Origin of the sequence: Tessaracoccus sp. (genome assembly GCF_016714275.1) — a bacterium.
Taxonomy (GTDB): domain Bacteria; phylum Actinomycetota; class Actinomycetes; order Propionibacteriales; family Propionibacteriaceae; genus Arachnia.
Genome location: NZ_JADJNP010000004.1, coordinates 243,567 through 259,895 on the forward strand (window position 1 = coordinate 243,567; position 16,329 = coordinate 259,895).

General features: G+C 69.7%; 15 protein-coding genes. 4 read left to right on the plus strand and 11 right to left on the minus strand.

Going from position 1 to position 16,329, the window contains the following annotated elements:
- Positions 1-54: 54 nt before the first annotated feature.
- The 9 genes from IPJ61_RS15285 to IPJ61_RS15325 all read right to left on the minus strand — a co-directional run bounded on the left by IPJ61_RS15285 (position 55) and on the right by IPJ61_RS15325 (position 9,329).
- Positions 55-1,092: a Gfo/Idh/MocA family protein gene (locus tag IPJ61_RS15285; protein ID WP_297109409.1), complete on the minus strand. Its 1,038-nt coding sequence runs from the start codon at positions 1,090-1,092 to the stop codon at positions 55-57.
- Entirely contained in the window at positions 1,089-1,871 is a 783-nt protein-coding gene (locus IPJ61_RS15290) for a ThuA domain-containing protein (protein WP_297109412.1), read from the minus strand. The genes IPJ61_RS15285 and IPJ61_RS15290 overlap by 4 nt, the downstream gene beginning before the upstream one ends.
- Before the next feature lie 410 nt (positions 1,872-2,281).
- Positions 2,282-2,647, minus strand: a complete 366-nt coding sequence (gene mnhG, locus IPJ61_RS15295) for a monovalent cation/H(+) antiporter subunit G (RefSeq protein WP_297109415.1) — start codon at positions 2,645-2,647, stop codon at positions 2,282-2,284.
- Positions 2,644-2,961: a monovalent cation/H+ antiporter complex subunit F gene (locus IPJ61_RS15300; RefSeq protein WP_297109418.1), complete on the minus strand. Its 318-nt coding sequence runs from the start codon at positions 2,959-2,961 to the stop codon at positions 2,644-2,646. Before IPJ61_RS15300 ends, mnhG begins: the two co-directional genes overlap by 4 nt.
- Positions 2,958-3,563 (minus strand): Na+/H+ antiporter subunit E, encoded by a 606-nt coding sequence (locus IPJ61_RS15305; RefSeq protein WP_366505749.1) that lies wholly within the window; start codon positions 3,561-3,563, stop codon positions 2,958-2,960. Before IPJ61_RS15305 ends, IPJ61_RS15300 begins: the two co-directional genes overlap by 4 nt.
- On the minus strand, positions 3,560-5,095 hold the full coding sequence (locus IPJ61_RS15310) for a Na+/H+ antiporter subunit D (RefSeq protein WP_297109424.1): 1,536 nt from the start codon (positions 5,093-5,095) through the stop codon (positions 3,560-3,562). Before IPJ61_RS15310 ends, IPJ61_RS15305 begins: the two co-directional genes overlap by 4 nt.
- A complete protein-coding gene (locus IPJ61_RS15315; RefSeq protein WP_297109427.1) occupies positions 5,092-5,517 on the minus strand; it encodes a Na(+)/H(+) antiporter subunit C in 426 nt (141 codons plus the stop codon). The genes IPJ61_RS15310 and IPJ61_RS15315 overlap by 4 nt, the downstream gene beginning before the upstream one ends.
- Positions 5,514-8,417, minus strand: a complete 2,904-nt coding sequence (locus IPJ61_RS15320) for a Na+/H+ antiporter subunit A (RefSeq protein ID WP_297109430.1) — start codon at positions 8,415-8,417, stop codon at positions 5,514-5,516. The genes IPJ61_RS15315 and IPJ61_RS15320 overlap by 4 nt, the downstream gene beginning before the upstream one ends.
- A 111-nt stretch (positions 8,418-8,528) precedes the next feature.
- A complete protein-coding gene (locus IPJ61_RS15325; protein WP_297109433.1) occupies positions 8,529-9,329 on the minus strand; it encodes a deoxyribonuclease IV in 801 nt (266 codons plus the stop codon).
- Positions 9,330-9,775: 446 nt separating this feature from the next.
- Between IPJ61_RS15325 and IPJ61_RS15330 the strand changes: the two genes are divergently transcribed.
- A complete protein-coding gene (locus tag IPJ61_RS15330) occupies positions 9,776-10,612 on the plus strand; it encodes an aldo/keto reductase (protein WP_297109435.1) in 837 nt (278 codons plus the stop codon).
- Position 10,613: 1 nt separating this feature from the next.
- Here IPJ61_RS15330 and IPJ61_RS15335 read toward each other — a convergent pair whose 3' ends face one another.
- The gene (locus tag IPJ61_RS15335; RefSeq protein WP_297109440.1) at positions 10,614-11,231 is read right to left on the minus strand and encodes a DUF2087 domain-containing protein; all 618 of its coding nucleotides are present in this window, start codon (positions 11,229-11,231) and stop codon (positions 10,614-10,616) included.
- A gap of 140 nt (positions 11,232-11,371) precedes the next feature.
- Between IPJ61_RS15335 and udp the strand changes: the two genes are divergently transcribed.
- Positions 11,372-12,148: a uridine phosphorylase gene (udp, locus tag IPJ61_RS15340; protein ID WP_297109445.1), complete on the plus strand. Its 777-nt coding sequence runs from the start codon at positions 11,372-11,374 to the stop codon at positions 12,146-12,148.
- Between the two features lie 37 nt (positions 12,149-12,185).
- Here the strand turns inward: udp and IPJ61_RS15345 are convergent, their stop codons facing one another.
- On the minus strand, positions 12,186-13,802 hold the full coding sequence (locus tag IPJ61_RS15345; RefSeq protein ID WP_297109448.1) for an ABC-F family ATP-binding cassette domain-containing protein: 1,617 nt from the start codon (positions 13,800-13,802) through the stop codon (positions 12,186-12,188).
- Between the two features lie 313 nt (positions 13,803-14,115).
- Here IPJ61_RS15345 and IPJ61_RS15350 point away from each other — a divergent pair, with 313 nt between their 5' ends.
- Together IPJ61_RS15350 and IPJ61_RS15355 are read left to right on the plus strand one after the other, a co-directional pair.
- Positions 14,116-15,936 (plus strand): AMP-dependent synthetase/ligase, encoded by a 1,821-nt coding sequence (locus IPJ61_RS15350; protein WP_297109451.1) that lies wholly within the window; start codon positions 14,116-14,118, stop codon positions 15,934-15,936.
- Positions 15,937-15,975: 39 nt separating this feature from the next.
- Positions 15,976-16,302, plus strand: a complete 327-nt coding sequence (locus tag IPJ61_RS15355; RefSeq protein ID WP_297109453.1) for a hypothetical protein — start codon at positions 15,976-15,978, stop codon at positions 16,300-16,302.
- Positions 16,303-16,329 lie beyond the last annotated feature (27 nt).

Genomic DNA, 16,329 nt, shown 5'->3' on the forward strand with positions numbered 1-16,329 from the left:
CTCGGCTGAAACGTCAGCATAGTGACGGACGTAACCGAGATAACCCCGACCGTCTTACGTCGGCGAGAGACGGCCGAGCACGTCGGCGATGAGGACGCGGGACCCGGTCTCCGCTGAGAGGATCGCCGCCTCGACCATCGCGAGGCTCGGGATGTTCGCGTGCACCTCTGTCGCCGGCGTCTCCCCGGTGCGGAGCGACGCGATGAACTCGGCCAGGACCCCCGCGAGGTCCTCGGGCCTTTCCTCGAGCCCGGTCGGCTCCTCCTCCCCGGAGTAGTCGACCTCCGGGGAGCCCTCCCCGTCCCAGATCGCGACGCCGCGCTCGCCGTTGACACGCCAGTGTGCGTTCCACGACGTCTCCTGCCCGGGTGAGCACCAGCTCCCGGAGTACGTGAATGTGGTGCCGCCCTCGAACTCGAAGACGGCCGTCGCGTTGGCCCCGTCCGCGAACCAGCTCCACCCCGGATTTGTCTCCCGGCAGTACACGGCGACGGGGTCGCTGTCGAGCACGAACCGGGCGGCGTCGAAGTGATGGATGGCCATGTCGAGGAGCAGGACGTGGTCCATCTCCTCCCTAAAGCCCGGGAAGTGCGCCTCCTTGAAGAACTCGACGACGATGGAGCCGACCTCGCCGAGGTGGGCGACGTGGGCGCGGAGTTCGCGGATCCCGGTCCTGAAGCGCCGGTTCTGGCCGACCATGAGAAGCCGCCCGGCCTCGGCCGCGGCGGCCGCCATGAGGGACGCCTGCGCGACGGACTCCGCGACCGGCTTCTCGCACAGCACGGGGAGCCCGGCCCGGAGCGCCTCGAGGCTCACGGGCAGGTGGGCGGCCGGGCTGGTGACGTTGACCACGGCGTCGGCGGAGGTGCGCTCGGCCAACTCGGCGAGGGACGTGCCGACGGGGATGCCGGTGAAGCCGACCGCGGCGAGCGACGACGTCGCGAATGCCTCGTCCAGGTCGACGACGCCGACGAGCTCCGCGTCGGGAGACTCGTCGATCGTGCGCATCCATGCCCGTCCCATGAGGCCTGCTCCGACGAGAACAACGCGCAACGGGGCGGTCGGGTCGGCGACCGTCGTGAACGCGCTCATCGCTCGAGTGCTCCCTGGTAGCCCTGGCCGTTCCAGAAGTCCTCGGTCTCGTAGCGCAGCAGCACCGGGGCCTCGCGGCGCGGCCGCAGGGTGTGGGCCCATTCGACGCCGTTGGAGATGACCTTGCGGACCTCGGGGTGATGGTAGACCGGGTAGTCCTGGTCGCCGGGCGAGAAGTAGAAGATCTTTCCGAACCCGCGACGGTAGGTCATGCCGCTGCGGAACACCTCGCCGCCGCTGAAGCTGGAGAGGAAGATCAGCTCGTCGGGGGCAGGCACGTCGAAGAACTCGCCGTACATCTCCTGCTCGGGAATGATGAACGGATGCGGGATGCCCTGCGCGATGGGGTGGGTGGGGTCGACGGTCCAGACGATCTCGCGGTCGTGCTTGGCGCGCCACCGCAGCGTGCAGGTTGTGCCCATCAGCTTCTGGAAGATCTTGGACCAGTGCCCGGAGTGGAGGACGACAAGGCCCATCCCCTCGAGGACGTGGCGGTGCACCCGGTCGACGACCGCGTCGTCGACTTCTTGGTGGACGATGTGCCCCCACCAGACCAGGACGTCCGTGGCCGCGAGGACTTCCTCGGTGAGCCCGTGCTCCGGGTCGTCGAACGTCGCGGTGGTGACGACGGCGCGTGCGCCGAGGTGCTCCTCGATGCCCTCCCGGATCGTGTTGTGCATGCCGTTCGGGTACCGCTCGGCGACCTCCGGTTCGAGTTGCTCGTGGCGGTTCTCGCCCCAGACGAGCACGCGGAGCGGTGTTTCGGTCGTGATGGCCACGGGGATCCTTCCTGATCCGGCCTCGCGACGTAGAGAACCGGTTCGTTGTGTCGGAGACCAGTGTTGTCGCCTGCTGAGCGACTGTCGAGCGTTGAGCCATCGGCGGCTGGTGCAACGTGCTGATCGTGTGCGCGAGCGCGTTCTGCCAGGCGGCCCCGGATCACGTGAGGAAGCTGGTCAAGTAGGCTCTGGACCGGTCGATCACCCCTACGCGGATGGCCACGTAATCTTTTGGCGGCGGGTGGTGACGACGATCGGACGTGGCTAGCCGATACCCCACAGCATCAACGTGGCGGGATCCGTTCGATCCACGGCGCCCACTCAGTCAACGTGGCGGCAAGAGTCAGCATGCTGACGCTGGCCGCCACACTGATGCTGGCGCGGGGCCAGATCTACCGAACGCAGCTGCACTACTCGCCAGGGCGGCTGTAGCCGGCCTCGTGCAGGTCCTCGGCCAGGTGATTGACCAGGAGCTCCTTCTCCTCGACGAGGCCGCTGCGGCTCGCGCTGCGGGCGACCAGGTTCGCGGAGACGGGGGCGGTCATCAGCTGCAGCGTGATGATCAGGAGGCACAGGCCGGTCGCCCACCAGCTGCGCAGGCTGACGGCGATCCCGAGCGAGACGCAGATCAGGCCCAGCACCTGCGGCTTGGTGATGGCGTGCATCTTGCCCAGCACGTCGGGGAACCGCACGAGCGCGACGGCGGCGCCGAAGCACAGCAACGCGCCCAGCAGGATCAGCAGGGCGCAGACCAGGTCAAGGACCTCGGTGATCATCGAGAACCCCTCTCCTTGTGCTTGGCGCTGAAGCGCTTCCTCATCGCCATCCTGTCGCTCACCATGCGCGCGACCGACACGGCGCTGGTGAAACCGAGCAGCGAGAGCAGGACGAGCACGAGCAACTCGGTGGGCTGATCCGTCCACACGGTCCATAGCCCGAGGGCCGCGACGACGACGGCGACGATCAGGTCGGCGGCGACGGAGCGGTCCAGCTGCGACGGCCCCACGGCGACGCGGTTGACGGCGACGATCGCGGAGACCAGCAGCACGACCGCCGCGAGGCTCAGGACGATCTCGGTTGCCAGCGTCATGACTCCTCCACCTCCAACTCGAGTTCCTCGTCCCGTTTCGTGTCGAGCGCCGCCCGGAACGCGGCGATCTCCTCCTTCGAGCCGAACGCGTTCAGCACCCGGGTCTCGACGTCGTGGACCATCTGCTGCACCCCTGCGATGGGGTCCGGGCCAGTGAGGTCGAGCGCGTGCAGGTACAGGCGCCGCGGATGCCGCACGACCTCGACGACGACGGTGCCCGGCACCAGCGAGATCAACTCGGCGACGACCACCTCGTAAAGGTCAGAGTCCGAGGCGAGGTCAACCCGGACGATGCCCGCGTTCAGGTTGACCTTCCTCTCGAACGCCAGCTGCAGCATCCGCCACGACGAGCGAATCAGGTCGTAGAGCAGGTGCGCGATCATCACGAGCAGCCCGATGGGGCGGAACCGGCCCTCCCAGTGCATCGGCGGCAGCGGGAACACCAGCGTGATCACGAACCCGATCACCGCGCCACCGACGATGGTCATCGGCTGCACGCTGCCCCACAGTGCACACCACACAAGCACCATGAGCAGGACCGAGAGGGGGCGGCTGTGGAGGCGCTCGCGGGCCTCATTCTTTGTACGCGGAACGACCATCATCGGATCCCCTCCGGCAGCACGACCCGCACGAGCGAGCCGTCACGCAGCGCCTCGGCGGCCGCCGTCGTGTACTCGTACAGCGGCCCGGCGAACACGGTCAGCGCCAGGCCGAACACGATCAGCCCGACGGTGGCGCCCACCTGCAGCGGCGGCATGGGGCGGTGGTCGACGTCGTCCCACTCCTCGGCCGGGTACTCCTCGCGCTTGGCCTCCGCGGGGGTGACGCCCCAGAATGCGCGGTTCCACACCTTCGCCATCGCCATCAACGTCAGGAGGCTCGTCACGACGCCGCCCGTCACAACCAGCCACGCAAGCGGCGTTCCCACGCCGACACCCGCCTCCAGCAGGCCGAGCTTCCCGATGAAACCCGACAGCGGAGGAATGCCCGCCAGGTTCATGGCCGGGATGAAGAACAGCAGCGCGAGCACCGGCGACACCTTCAGCAGGCCCCCGAGTCCGTCGAGCGACGACGTCCCGCCACGCCGCTCGATCAGGCCCGTGACCAGGAAAAGCGTCGCCTGGATGGTGATGTGGTGCGCCGTGTAGAAGATCGTCGCCGCCAGCCCCGCCGTCGTGTTGAGCGCGATGCCGAAGATCATGTAGCCGATGTGGCTGATCAGGGTGAACGAGAGCATTCGCTTGATCTCCACCTGCGCGATCGCGCCGAGGATGCCGATCAGCATCGTCAGCAGCGACGCCCACAGCAGCACGTTCGAGAGCGAGTCGCGGGGGAAGAGCAGCGTCTCCGTGCGGATGATGGCGTAGACGCCGACCTTCGTGAGCAGGCCCGCGAACACCGCGGTGACCGGCGCGGGAGCCGTCGGATAGGAGTCCGGGAGCCAGCCCGACAGCGGGAACACCGCTGCCTTGATGGCGAACGTGACGATCAGCAGTACCTCGAGCAGCAGCTGCACGGGCTCGGTGAGGTCGCGGAGCCGCAGCGAGAGTTGCGCCAGGTTCACCGTTCCGGTCGCCGCGTACACCGCCGACAGCGAGATCAGGAACAGCGAAGAACTGAGCAGCGACACGATCACATACGTGGTGCCTGCGCGGACGCGGTCCGCGGTGCCACCCAGTGTCAGGAGCACGTAGGAGGCGAACAGCAGGATCTCGAAGCCGACGAAAAGGTTGAAAAGGTCGCCCGCGAGGAACGCGTTCGACACGCCCGCCATCAGCAGCAGGAACGTGGGGTGGAAGATGGAGACCGGAGTCTCGCGCCGCACTTCGTCCTGGTCCTGACCCGTCGCGAATACCAAGACGCAGAGCGCGACGACGGACGCCACCATCAGCATCAGTGCGCTCAGGCGGTCCACGACGAGCGCGATGCCGAGCGGCGCCGGCCACCCCGCCACCCACAACGCAAGAGCGCCGTGGGTGTGGGTGTACCAGATGAACGTCGCGGCGACCGCGACGATTCCGGTCATGCTGATGACCGACACGAGGCGCTGCAGCCCGGGACGGCGGGGCAGCGCGAGCGCGACCGCCGCGCCGAAGATGGCGAGCAGCACGGGGGCAGGTATGAGGTTCGTCATTCGCTTGCCGCGTCTTCTCCGCCCTCGGTGAACGTGGTGTCCTCGTAGGACTCGGAGGCGACGTCTGCCTCGGCGAGCTCGCGGATGCGGGCGTCCTCGACGTCGTCGGCAACCTCGTCGTGCCCGTGTAGCTGGAAGCTGCGGTAGGCGAGGGTGAGGACGAACCCGGCGACGGCCATCGTGATGACGATCGCGGTCAGGACCATGGCCTGGGGGAGCGGGTCGGAGACGTCGCCGTCGGAGAGCCCGATGATCGGCGGAGACCCCGGCTTGCCGGCCGCGACGAGGAACAGCATGTTGACGCCGTTGCTCGTCAGCAGCACGCCGAGCAGGATGCGGGTCAGCGAGCGCTCGAGCAGCAGGTAGACGCCCGAGGCGACGAGGACGCCGGCGGTGATGGCGAGGACGAGGTTGGCGCTCACAACGCTCCTCCTAGCTGGCCGGGGATGGCCTTGGTGGAGTCGGGGATCGGCATTGGGGCGGTCTCCTCGCTGGCGTGCTGGTCGATACCCGAGCCGAGGCTGCGGGCGACGTCGAGCAGCATGCCGACGACCACCAGGTACACGCCGACGTCGAACACCGTCGAGCTGACCAGGTGGAGGTCTCCGAGGAGGGGGATATGGAGGTGCGTCTCGTAGCTCTGCAGGATGGTGCCGCCGAAGAACAGGGGCGTGATGGCCGCGGCGAGGGCGAGCAGCAGGCCGCCGCCGAGCAGCCGGCCGGCATCGAACGGGGCCGCCTCGTCGAGCTCGTAGCGGCCCGCGGCGAGGTAGCGGATGAACAGCGCCATGCCGGCGACGAGGCCGCCCGCGAAGCCGCCGCCCGGGGAGTTGTGGCCGGCGAACAGCAGATAGACCGACACGATGATCATGGGCCCGAACAGCACGCGCGTGACGACCTCGAACACCACCGAGCGGACCATCGGCGAGAGGGTCTGGCCGGCGCGCAGCCAGACGCCGGGCGCGGTGTCGGCCTGCGGCTCATCGGTGCGGCTGGCGAAGGCGGTCTCAGTGGACGTGACCCGCACCACGCGGGAACGGAGGAAGATCAGCGACGCGATACCGGTGGCCGCGATGACAAGCACGGAGATCTCGCCGAACGTGTCCCAGGCGCGGGTATCGACCAGCGCGACGTTGACGATGTTCTTGCCGTAGCCGAACTCGTAGGCGGCCTCGTACCAGGCGTCGGAGATCGGGTCGGCGACGCGGGAACCGGCCGCGACCAGCGCGATCAGCGTCACAGCCGTCCCCGTCGCCACGGCCACGAGCACGCGCCACCAGCGGGTCGAGCTCAGCGGGCGGTTGGTGAAGTAGCGCGGCAGCTTGCGCACCGCCAGCACGAAGATGACCAGCGTCACCGTCTCGACCAGCACCTGGGTGAGCGCGAGGTCCGGGGCGCCGCCGATCGCGAACAGCAGCGCGAGCCCGTACCCGGTGAAGCCGACGAGCAGCACCGCGCGGATGCGGCCGCGCGACGTCGCCGCAAGGAACGCGGCGGAGACGATCACCGCGGCGATCAGCAGCTGTGGCCACACGTCGACGAGCCGGTAGGCGGGCCACACCCGGATGCGCATCATCGCGTAGGTGGAGAGCGTGACGAGGGTCACGAGGATCGTCCCGAGGTAGATCGACAGCGAACCCCGCTGCGTGCGGGCCGTGACCTCGACCGCGATCCTGTCGATCTGCAGCATCGACCGGTGGTAGATGTCCTCTGCCGACATCGAGTGCGGGAACGTTGCCTGCACGGCGGCGATCCTGCGGCGGAAGACGAACATCGTGGTGCCGGCGAGAAGGGCGAGCACCGACATGCCCAGCGGGACGGTGAGGCCGTGCCACAGCGCGAACCCATGCCCCTGATGTCCCGCGGCCACGCTCGTCGCGTACGGCTGGAGGATCGCGGTGAGCTGGGGCCCGAGGAAGCCGAGGACGAGGCTGGCGGCGCCGAGGATCATGGGCACGACGGTCATCCCGCGGGACGGCCGGTGCCACGTCAGCGCGGGGGCGCCGTCCTTCGGGGCGAACGCGCCCCACCACCAGCGCAGCGTGTACGCGACGGTCAGCGCGGCGCCGAAGACCAGCGCGACCGCGAGCGCGGCGGCGGGGAGGGGGGCGACGTCGGGAAGGTCGCCCTTGACCAGGTACTCGACCGCCTCGAACGCCGCCTCCTTGGTGAGGAAGCCGACGAGCGGGAACATGCCCGCCATGGAGAGCGCGGCGAACCCGCCGAGCACCGCGAGCCACGGCACGCGGTAGCCGACGCCGTTGAGCTCACGCAGGTCGCGGGTGCCGGCGGAGTGGTCGATCACGCCGACGATCATGAACAGCGCCGACTTGAACAGCGCGTGCGCGACCACCGTTCCGATGCCGGCAAGGGCCGCGGCCTGCGTGCCGATGCCGAGCAGCAGCACCATGAAGCCCAGCTGGGAGACGGTGCCGTAGGCCAGCAGCAGCTTGAGGTCGGTCTGGCGCAGCGCGCGCCAGCCGCCGACGATGAGGGTGGCGGTGCCCAGGATCATGATCGTCGGCCGCCAGAAGGGCACCGAGGCGAACGAGGGCGCAAGCACCGCGACGAGGTAGACGCCGGCCTTCACCATGGCGGCCGCGTGCAGGTAGGCCGAGATGGGGGTGGGCGCGGCCATCGCACCCGGCAGCCAGAAGTGGAACGGAACCAGCGCCGACTTCGTCAGCGCGCCCACGAGCATCAGCAGGGCGCCCGCCGTCGCAAGCACGCCGACCGGCGGATTGGCCGCGATCTGCTCCAACGACAGCGTGCCGGAGGCCTGCCACACGGCGACGATGCCCACCAGCATCGCGAGGCCTCCCGAGGTCGTCACGATCAGCGCGGTCTGCGCCGCGCCGCGGTTGGCGCGACGGCGCGGGTCGTGGCCGATCAGCAGGTAGGAGAAGACGGTCGTCAGCTCCCAGAACACGAAAAGCACGACGAGGTTGTCCGCGGTGACGAGCCCGAGCATCGCGCCGGCGAACGCGGTGAGGATCGCGGCGGAGCGTCCCACCGTCATACCTTGGAAGTACCACCGGCTGTACAGCAGCACGAGCGTCCCGACCCAGGTGACGATCATGGCGAGCACCCATTGGACGAGCCCCATGCGCAGCGTCAGGTCGACGTCGAGGCTGGGGATCCACCGCGCCGTGAACTCGTAGGCGCCGCCCGCGAAGATCAGCGGCGCCTGCGCGGTGAGCCAGATCGCCGCAGCCAACGGACCGAGCATGAGGACGTAGAACACCCTGTCGCGGAGGCCGCGGACCAGGAGCGGGGTGAGCGCGCCAAGTACCGCGTGGACGGCGATCAAGGCATAAAGCACGCCAGGGTCCCTTCGGGGTAGGGGTCTTGGTGGCGGGGTCAGTGTATCGGCCCGGACAAGGCCTTGTCGTTACTCTGGCGTGAAGGATTCTGGCGCGTGCCGAGCACCCGGCTAGGCCGCGAGGCGCTCCCGGAGCCAAGTCAGGTCGCGCTCGTGCTCGGGGACGCCGCCCGGGGTCTCGAGGATCGTCCGGGTGTCGGCCGCCTTCACCAGCGCGACGAGGGCCTCTGGGTCCGCGAAACCCTCGCCCAGGTTGGCGTGGCGGTCCGCCCCGCTGTCCTGCGGGTCGCGAGAGTCGTTGCAGTGGACCACGTCGACGCGGCCGGTGATCGCCATGATCTTCTCGACGGCGCCGTCTAGGCCCAGGCCGCTGGCGTGCGCATGGCAGGTGTCGAGGCAGAAGCCCACCTGGTCGATGTTCGGCGAGCCCGACAACGCGTCCCACAACCGGTCGATCGACTCCAGGTGCCGCGTCATCGCGGAGTTCCCTCCTGCGGTGTTCTCGATGAAGATCGGGATGGGCAGGTCCAGGCCGTCGATGCACTTGCGCCAGTTCGCATACCCGACGGCGGGGTCCTCCTTGGCGGTGACGTGGCCGCCGTGCACGACGACGCCGAGTGCGCCGGCCGCAGCCGCCTCCGTCACCGATTGCTGCAGCAGCTTGCGCGACGGGATCCGGATGCGGTTGTTCGTCGACGCGACGTTCAACGCATAGGGGGAGTGGACGACGATCCCGACGCCAGCCGACTCAGCCGCCGCCTTCAGGGCGGGCGCGCCGCCTGGCACGAGGCAACCGGGTGCCTTCCAGCTCTGCGGGTCGCCGAGGAAGATCTGCACCACCTCGGCACCGAGCGCCGCGGCGTCGGCGAGCGGGTCGATGGAGTCAACGTGGGAGCCCAGTCGGATCGTCATGGGTTCACCCTAACCGCGACCACTGACGGGGCGGGCGGGTGGGGAGCGCGGCGCGGCAGGATCCACCAGATCGCCAGGTGCGGCGCTGGCGCCGCACCGCGGAGGACCGGGACATGGCACGGCGGGGGTCGCCCCCAGCAGCCGACGTCCGCGCCGGGGGGGGCGCCCGGGCGGGCGGGGGGGGGGGGGGGGGGGGGGGGGGGGGGGGGGGGGGGGGGGGGGCCGAGGGGGCCGCGCCCCCCCCCGGGGGGGGGGGGGGGGGGGGGGGGGGGCCCGGCCCCGGGGGGGGCCGGGGGGCCCGGGCGGGGGGGGGGGGCGCCGCCCCCCCGCCCCCCCCGCCCGGGCGAAGAGGGGGGGGGGGGGGGGGGGGGGGCGAGTCTGAAGCACACAGGGGCCTGCCTCCGCATCCGCGGTAGCGTGGAGGCGCCGCCGTACAAGGAGTCCTCATGTCGCATTCGCCGTTCGTCGCCCATAACGGGTTCGCGCTCCCGCCGCAGGGGTTCGGCACGTACAACCTCCGCGGCGACGCGGGCGCGCAGTCGGTGCGCACCGCCGTCGAACTCGGCTACCGGCTCGTCGACACCGCCTTCAACTACGAGAACGAGGGCGCTGTCGGGTACGGCGTCGTCGCGTCCGACGTCGACCGCGACGAGTTGATCGTCACGACGAAGCTCGCGGGCAGGCACCACGAGCGCGAGAGGGCGCTCGTCTCGGTGGAGGAGAGCAGGAGGCGGCTCGGGCTCGACGTCATCGACCTCGTCCTGATCCACTGGCCGAATCCTGCCGCCGACCGCTACGTCGAGGCCTGGGCGGCCCTCGTCGAGCTGCGTGAGCGCGGCGTGGTGCGCGAGATCGGCGTGTCGAACTTCCTGCCCGAGCACCTCGAGCGGATCGAGGCGGCCACCGGAGTTCACCCCGTCGTCAACCAGATCGAGCTGCATCCCTACTTCCCCCAGGTCGAGGCGCTCGCGTACAACCTCGAGCGAGGAATCGTCACCGAGGCATGGAGCCCGCTCGGTCGGGGCGGCGACGTGCTCTCCGAGCCCGCGGTCGGTGAGGTGGCCGAGGCCCATGGCGTTTCGCGCGCGCAGGCCGTGCTGGCCTGGCACGTCGCGCGGGGCTCGGTGGCGATCCCCAAGGCTTCCTCGCCGGACCATCAGGGCGCGAACCTCGCGGCCGTCACTGTGGAACTGAGCGACGCGGAGGTCGAGGCGATCACCGCGCTCGGCCGCGCGGACGGACGGCTGTTCGGCGCTGATCCCCGTGCCCACGAGGAGATGTAGGTCAGGCGACCGATCCTCGGATCAGGGCGGCGAGCCAGTCGCCCTCCCCGGGTGGGACCTCCTGGGCCTCGTTCGCGTCGCGGGTGGGCGGTTCCTCGTTGACCCAATACACGTTGCGTGCGCGGCGCAGATACCGGTAGTCGACGAGCTCGCGCCGCAGAAGCGCGACGTCGGGGTGGGCACGCCGCAGGAGGTCGTTGACCTCGCGCTCGGCGTAGCGACGCCCGGGCTCGAAGCGCCGCAGCAGCTCCAGCAGCACCGCGACGCGCGCCTTGCGCTTCGCCGGGATCGAGCGCAGGCGCTCGCCGTCGAAGAAGTTGCGGAGGACCCGCGCCTGATCGGGGTCGGCGAGGTCTGGCGCGGGCTCGGTGCGGTTCACGTCGTCGAGCAGTTCGTGGTTGATCGACCAGATGCGGCGTTGCGCGTCGGCCTGCGCGCGCACGATGCCGACGTCGCGGAGCCGGTGGAGGTGATGACTGATGGTGGGTGCGCTGAGTTCCAGCTCCGTGGCCAGCTCCGTGCCCGTGCGCGGCCTCTCGGCGAGAAGGCCGAGGATGCGCAGGCGGGTGGCGTCGGCGATGGTCTTCAGCAGCGTGACGCGTTCCTCGAGGTCGGCCATGTCCCCTCCAGTCTTAGATATACATCTAATTTAGATGATCGTCGAAGCTTTGGCAACTCCTTCTCCGGTGGGGAATCGGGACACGAGTCGCGCACCGCGGCGGTACTGTGAAGGTGGGAACCAGCTACGAAGGAGTCGCCATGGCCACCTACTCGGACGGCTACGAGTACCACATCCACCTCTCCGAGGGAGACATCGGCAGATACGTGTTCCTGCCCGGCGATCCCGGACGGTGCGAAACCATCGCCCAGCACTTCGACAACCCGCGCTTCGTGGCGTCGCACCGCGAACACACCACCTGGGCGGGCGAGCTCGACGGCGCGCCCGTGGCCGTGACGTCGACGGGCATGGGAGGACCGTCGACGGCGATCGCGGTCGAGGAGTTGATCCACGTCGGCGCCGACACGTTCATGCGGGTCGGCACCTCGGGCGCGATGCAGCCCGAGACCCAGCCCGGCGACATCGCCGTCATCAACGCGGCCATCCGCGACGAGGGAACAGGCCTGCATTACCTCCCCATGGAGTTCCCTGCCGTCGCGAGCCTCGACCTCGTCAACGGCCTCGTCGCCGCCTCGGAGGCGATGAACCGGCGCTACCACGTCGGGGTCTCACAGTCGAAGGACTCCTTCTACGGCCAGCACTCGCCCGACTCGATGCCCGTCGGCCCGCGCCTCCGAGAGCGCTGGGACGCCTGGGTCAAGGGCGGCTGCCTCGTCTCCGAGATGGAGTGCGCGACGCTGTTCCTCGTCGGCGCCACGCGCCGCGTCCGCACCGGCGGCGTCATGATGGTCATGGGCCACCACGACTTCGCGCCGATGACCGACGCGGAAAGGGACGCCTCGAAGGTCGAAAACCTGATCCCGGTTGCTATCGAAGGCATGCGGCAGGTGATCGCCGCCGACCTCGCCGCTCGCTGACCTGGCTGTGATGGGGTCCGGCTTTCGATTGTCACGATCAGCCGGGCCGGTCGTCGACCTTGAGGACTCCGCACGGTTTCGTCGCTACCCACACGCGCTCGACGCGGAGGTCGCGGGCCAAGTGCTCGTCGTGGGTGACGATCAGCAGCGCGCCGCGGTAGTCGTCCAGGGCCGCAACCAGCTGCTCGGCGGAGGCCAGGTCGATGTTGTTCGTCGGCTCGTCCAGGACCAGGAGCTGCGGCGCGGGGTCGGCGAATAGCGTCCGCGCCAAGGCGACGCGGAACCGTTCGCCACCCGACATCGTCGACGGCGCCTGGTCCGCGCGATCGCCGCGAATCAGGAACCGCGCCAGCAATGCCCGCGCCTCGTGCGGGGTGCGCCCCGGGGCCGCGTCGCGGACGGCACCCAGCGCCGTCGGGAACTGGTCGAGACCGTCGAGGTTCTGGGCAAGCAACCCCGTCGGGACAGTGGGCGCGAGTTCGACTGAGACATCGCGAAGGAATGGGATGCCCGGCTCAGCCGACGTAAGGGCGAAGGAGAGGAGAGTCGACTTGCCTGCGCCGTTGTCGCCGGTGAGGCGGATGCGCTCCGGGCCGACGACAGACAGCACGGCCTCGCCGACGCGGAGCCGCAGCACGTCCTTGCCCCTCGGGACGGTCGTTTCTGGCAGCGCCAGGCGGATGGTGTCGTCGGTGCGGGCCGCGTCGTCGGCGAGGGCGCGGGCGTCGGCCGCCTCCTGCACAGCCTTCTGATGAGCGACCGCCTTCGAGCCGGAGCCCTTCTCCGCACGGTTCTGGAAGAAGTCCGCCGCGCCCTTCGAGACGTTGCCCGCGGCACGTTCCTTGCGGGCCGAGCGGTTGCGCTGGGCCTCGCGCTGCAGCTCGGCCTGGGCGTGGCGCTTGGCCCTTTCCAGGTGGGCCTCGGCGTCGCGGAGTTGCCGCTCCGCCGTCGCCTGGCGCTGCTCCTTGTGCGCGGCGTACGCGGCGAACCCGCTGCCGAAGCTCACCGCGCCGCGCCTGTCGAGGTCGACGAGGGCATCGACGCGTTCCAGCAGATCGCGATCGTGGCTGACGACGATCACCGCCCCCGTCCAGGCCTCCAGCGCGTCGTACAGCCACCGCCGTGTCCGGGTGTCGAGGTTGTTGGTCGGCTCGTCGAGGAGCGTGACATCGGGCCTCGCCAACCGCGCCCCGGCCAGAGCGACCCGCGTGGCCTCGCCGCCGGACAAGGTCGACGCCGGCCGAGCCAGGAATTCCGGCTCCGCGGGCAGACCCAACGCGGCCAACTCGGCGACGGCGCGCGCCTCGACGTCCCACCGGTCGCCGACGGCGTCGAAGTCGGCGGGATCGACGGAGCCCGCCTCGATCGCGCGCAGCGCCGCGAGCACGCCGGAGACGCCGAGCAGTTCGGCGACCGAGCCCGCCGTCGTCAGTCGTTGCGGTACGAGTAGGACGCTGCCATCGACGCGGATCGTCCCCGCCGTCGGCGCGAGACGCCCCGCGATGAGGTTGAGCAGCGTCGACTTGCCTGAGCCGTTGGGACCGATCAGTCCGGTCAGACCGACGGGGAACGTGGCGGACACGCCGTCGAGGACGACGCTGCCATCAGCGAGGTGATAGGTGAGGCCGTCGACGACGACGGCAGAGTGAGCCATGAGTGAGTCCTGAGGGGTCGCTGGGATGCGGTCGACGCACGCCAACGGGGGCGCGGAGATCCATCCAGCGCACCGGGCGTGCAGGACTCAATCAGTCACTCGGACTCCTTCATAGGGGTGCCATCACCATACCCCTCCTCGCTCGACCACCTCGACGTGACCATGCATGCCGAACACAAATCTCTCTATGCGGCGAGGCCGCCGCCCCGTATAGGTCTGGCCCGCCGCATAGAGAGATTTGTGTTCGGGAGGAGGCCACGCCGGTGGGCGAGTACGCTCGCAGCACCAGGCAGACCTCAACGAAGGGCCGCCGATGTCAGAAAACCTAACCGCTCGTCGCGGGGTCCCGAGCGGGCCTGGGACCGACCACGTCGTCGCGCGGCTCCGGGCCGCGATCGCGCGCCACCCCGACCGCATCGCGACGCGGATCCGGGTCGGCGACGACTGGGCCACCCAGACCTACGCCCGGTTCGGCGAGCGAGTGGACCGCGTCGCGCAAGGACTGATCGACGCCGGCGTCGCGCCCGGCGACCGCGTCGGGATCTTCCTCGGCAACAGGCCGGAGTGGTCGGAGATCGACTTCGGCGCGGGCGCCGTCCGCGCCGTCCCTGTGCCGTTGTACGCGACGTCGACGCCCGAGCAGATCGCCTTCATCGGCCGCGACTCCGGCCTCAGCGTGATGTTCGTCGGCGGCAAGAGCGAGGCGGAACGCGTGCTGGAGGCCGCCGAGGACCTGCCGGCGCTCGCGCGCATCGTCGTCGTCACACCCTGGGACGACATGCCGGAGCGCCTCGAACGCTACGAGGACTTCCTCGCCGAGCCTACGGACGCCGTCGAGGACCGCTACGAGACGGCCACCGGCGACGACCTCGTCTCCCTCATCTACACCTCCGGCACGACGGGCGACCCCAAGGGCGTCATGATCCAGCACAAGGCGCTGGCGGCCCAGTCGGACGCGCTCGACCAGTTCTTCGACATCACGCCCGACGACCACTCGCTGAGCTTCCTGCCCTTGTCGCACGCGCTCGAGCGCGCCTGGACGATGGTGGTGCTGACGCACGGCTGCATGAACACCTACGTCGAGAACGCCCGCACGGTCGCCGAGCAGATGATCCTCGCGCAGCCGACGATGATGGTGAGCGTCCCCAAGCTGTACGAGACGGTGTACACGACCGCGCACGCGAAGGCCGCGTCGTCGCCGGTGAAGCGCCGCATCTTCGCGTGGGCGCTGAAGGTCGGCAGGCACGCCCAGTACGCCTATCGCGCGGGCAGGCAGCCGAGCGCGGCGGTGCTGGCGAAGCTGAAGGTCGCGGACAAGCTCGTGCTCAAGGCGGTGCGCGACGCGATGGGCGGTCCGAAGTCGGTGCTGGCCTGCGGCGGCGCCCCGCTGCGCGCCGAGATCGAGGAGTTCTTCGCGTCCGTCGGCCTGCCGATCCAGCAGGGATACGGCCTCACCGAGGCCTCGCCGCTGATCTCGTTCAACGCCCCCGACGACTTCAAGGAGGCCACGGCGGGCAAGGTCCTGCCGGGCGGGGAGCTGCGCATCGGCGAGCTCGGCGAGATCCTCTACCGCGGACCGAACGTGATGGTCGGCTACTGGCGCCAACCCGAGGCCACCGCCGACGTGATCGACGAGGACGGCTGGCTGCACACCGGTGACGTCGGCTACGTCGACACCGACGGCTTCCTCACCATCACTGATCGGCTGAAGGACATCATCGTCACGCTCGGCGGCAAGAACGTCGCCCCGCAGCCCATCGAGGGCCTGATCCTCGCGGACCCGCTGTTCGAGCACGCCGTGCTCCTCGGCGACAACCGCCCCTACGTGACGCTGCTCGTCAAGCCGTCGCTGCCGCATGTCGAGGCCCTCGCCGCCGCGGCGCATTGGCCCGGTGAGCTGCAGGACTGGCTGGCCTCCAACGAACTGCTCGACGAGCTGAAGCGCCGCGTCGCTGAGATCACGAAGCGGCTCCCCAGCCAGGACCAGCCGAAGGACACCAAGGTGTTGAACGAGGAGTTCACCATGGACAACGGCCTCCTCACGCCGACTCTAAAGGTCCGTCGTCGCGAGGTCGAGGCACGCTTCAAGGCCCTCGTCGACGAGATGTACGCCCGCTACGAGAAGCGCCGCTGAGCCTGAGGCGTACACACATCTGCGATCTACGCTGGGTCCGTGAACGCGCAGCGGAGATTCTGGACGACGTGGCCGGGCGCCGTCGTGATGGGGCTCGTCTCCCTCGCGGTCGCCCTGCCCGGGGTACTGGCGGCCGTCTTGTGGTTGCTGGTCCCGCACCACGACCCCTCGGGCATCGACTTCCAGCCGACCGCACCGTCGCCCGTGTGGTCCGTGATAGCGGTGGTCGTGCCGATCCTCGTCCTCACCCTCGCGGCGCTGACGGTCTACTGGGCCCGACGGCGCTGGGCTGGCTATGTGCTTCTCGGCGTCACGGCGAACCTTGTGGTCGGCTTCGTCGGCCTGTTCGTCTGGGGCATTCTGTGAACCGGCTTGGCTGACGACGCGTGACGC

Bases quoted from the DNA above. Each gene is read 5' to 3' on its own strand.
- IPJ61_RS15285 (WP_297109409.1), bottom strand. From the start codon at position 1,092: ATGAGCGCGTTCACGACGGTCGCCGACCCGACCGCCCCGTTGCGCGTT.
- mnhG (WP_297109415.1), bottom strand. From the start codon at position 2,647: ATGATCACCGAGGTCCTTGACCTGGTCTGCGCCCTGCTGATCCTGCTG.
- IPJ61_RS15300 (WP_297109418.1), bottom strand. From the start codon at position 2,961: ATGACGCTGGCAACCGAGATCGTCCTGAGCCTCGCGGCGGTCGTGCTG.
- IPJ61_RS15305 (WP_366505749.1), bottom strand. From the start codon at position 3,563: ATGATGGTCGTTCCGCGTACAAAGAATGAGGCCCGCGAGCGCCTCCAC.
- IPJ61_RS15310 (WP_297109424.1), bottom strand. From the start codon at position 5,095: ATGACGAACCTCATACCTGCCCCCGTGCTGCTCGCCATCTTCGGCGCG.
- IPJ61_RS15325 (WP_297109433.1), bottom strand. From the start codon at position 9,329: ATGACGATCCGACTGGGCTCCCACGTTGACTCCATCGACCCGCTCGCC.
- IPJ61_RS15330 (WP_297109435.1), top strand. From the start codon at position 9,776: ATGTCGCATTCGCCGTTCGTCGCCCATAACGGGTTCGCGCTCCCGCCG.
- IPJ61_RS15335 (WP_297109440.1), bottom strand. From the start codon at position 11,231: ATGGCCGACCTCGAGGAACGCGTCACGCTGCTGAAGACCATCGCCGAC.
- udp (WP_297109445.1), top strand. From the start codon at position 11,372: ATGGCCACCTACTCGGACGGCTACGAGTACCACATCCACCTCTCCGAG.
- IPJ61_RS15345 (WP_297109448.1), bottom strand. From the start codon at position 13,802: ATGGCTCACTCTGCCGTCGTCGTCGACGGCCTCACCTATCACCTCGCT.
- IPJ61_RS15350 (WP_297109451.1), top strand. From the start codon at position 14,116: ATGTCAGAAAACCTAACCGCTCGTCGCGGGGTCCCGAGCGGGCCTGGG.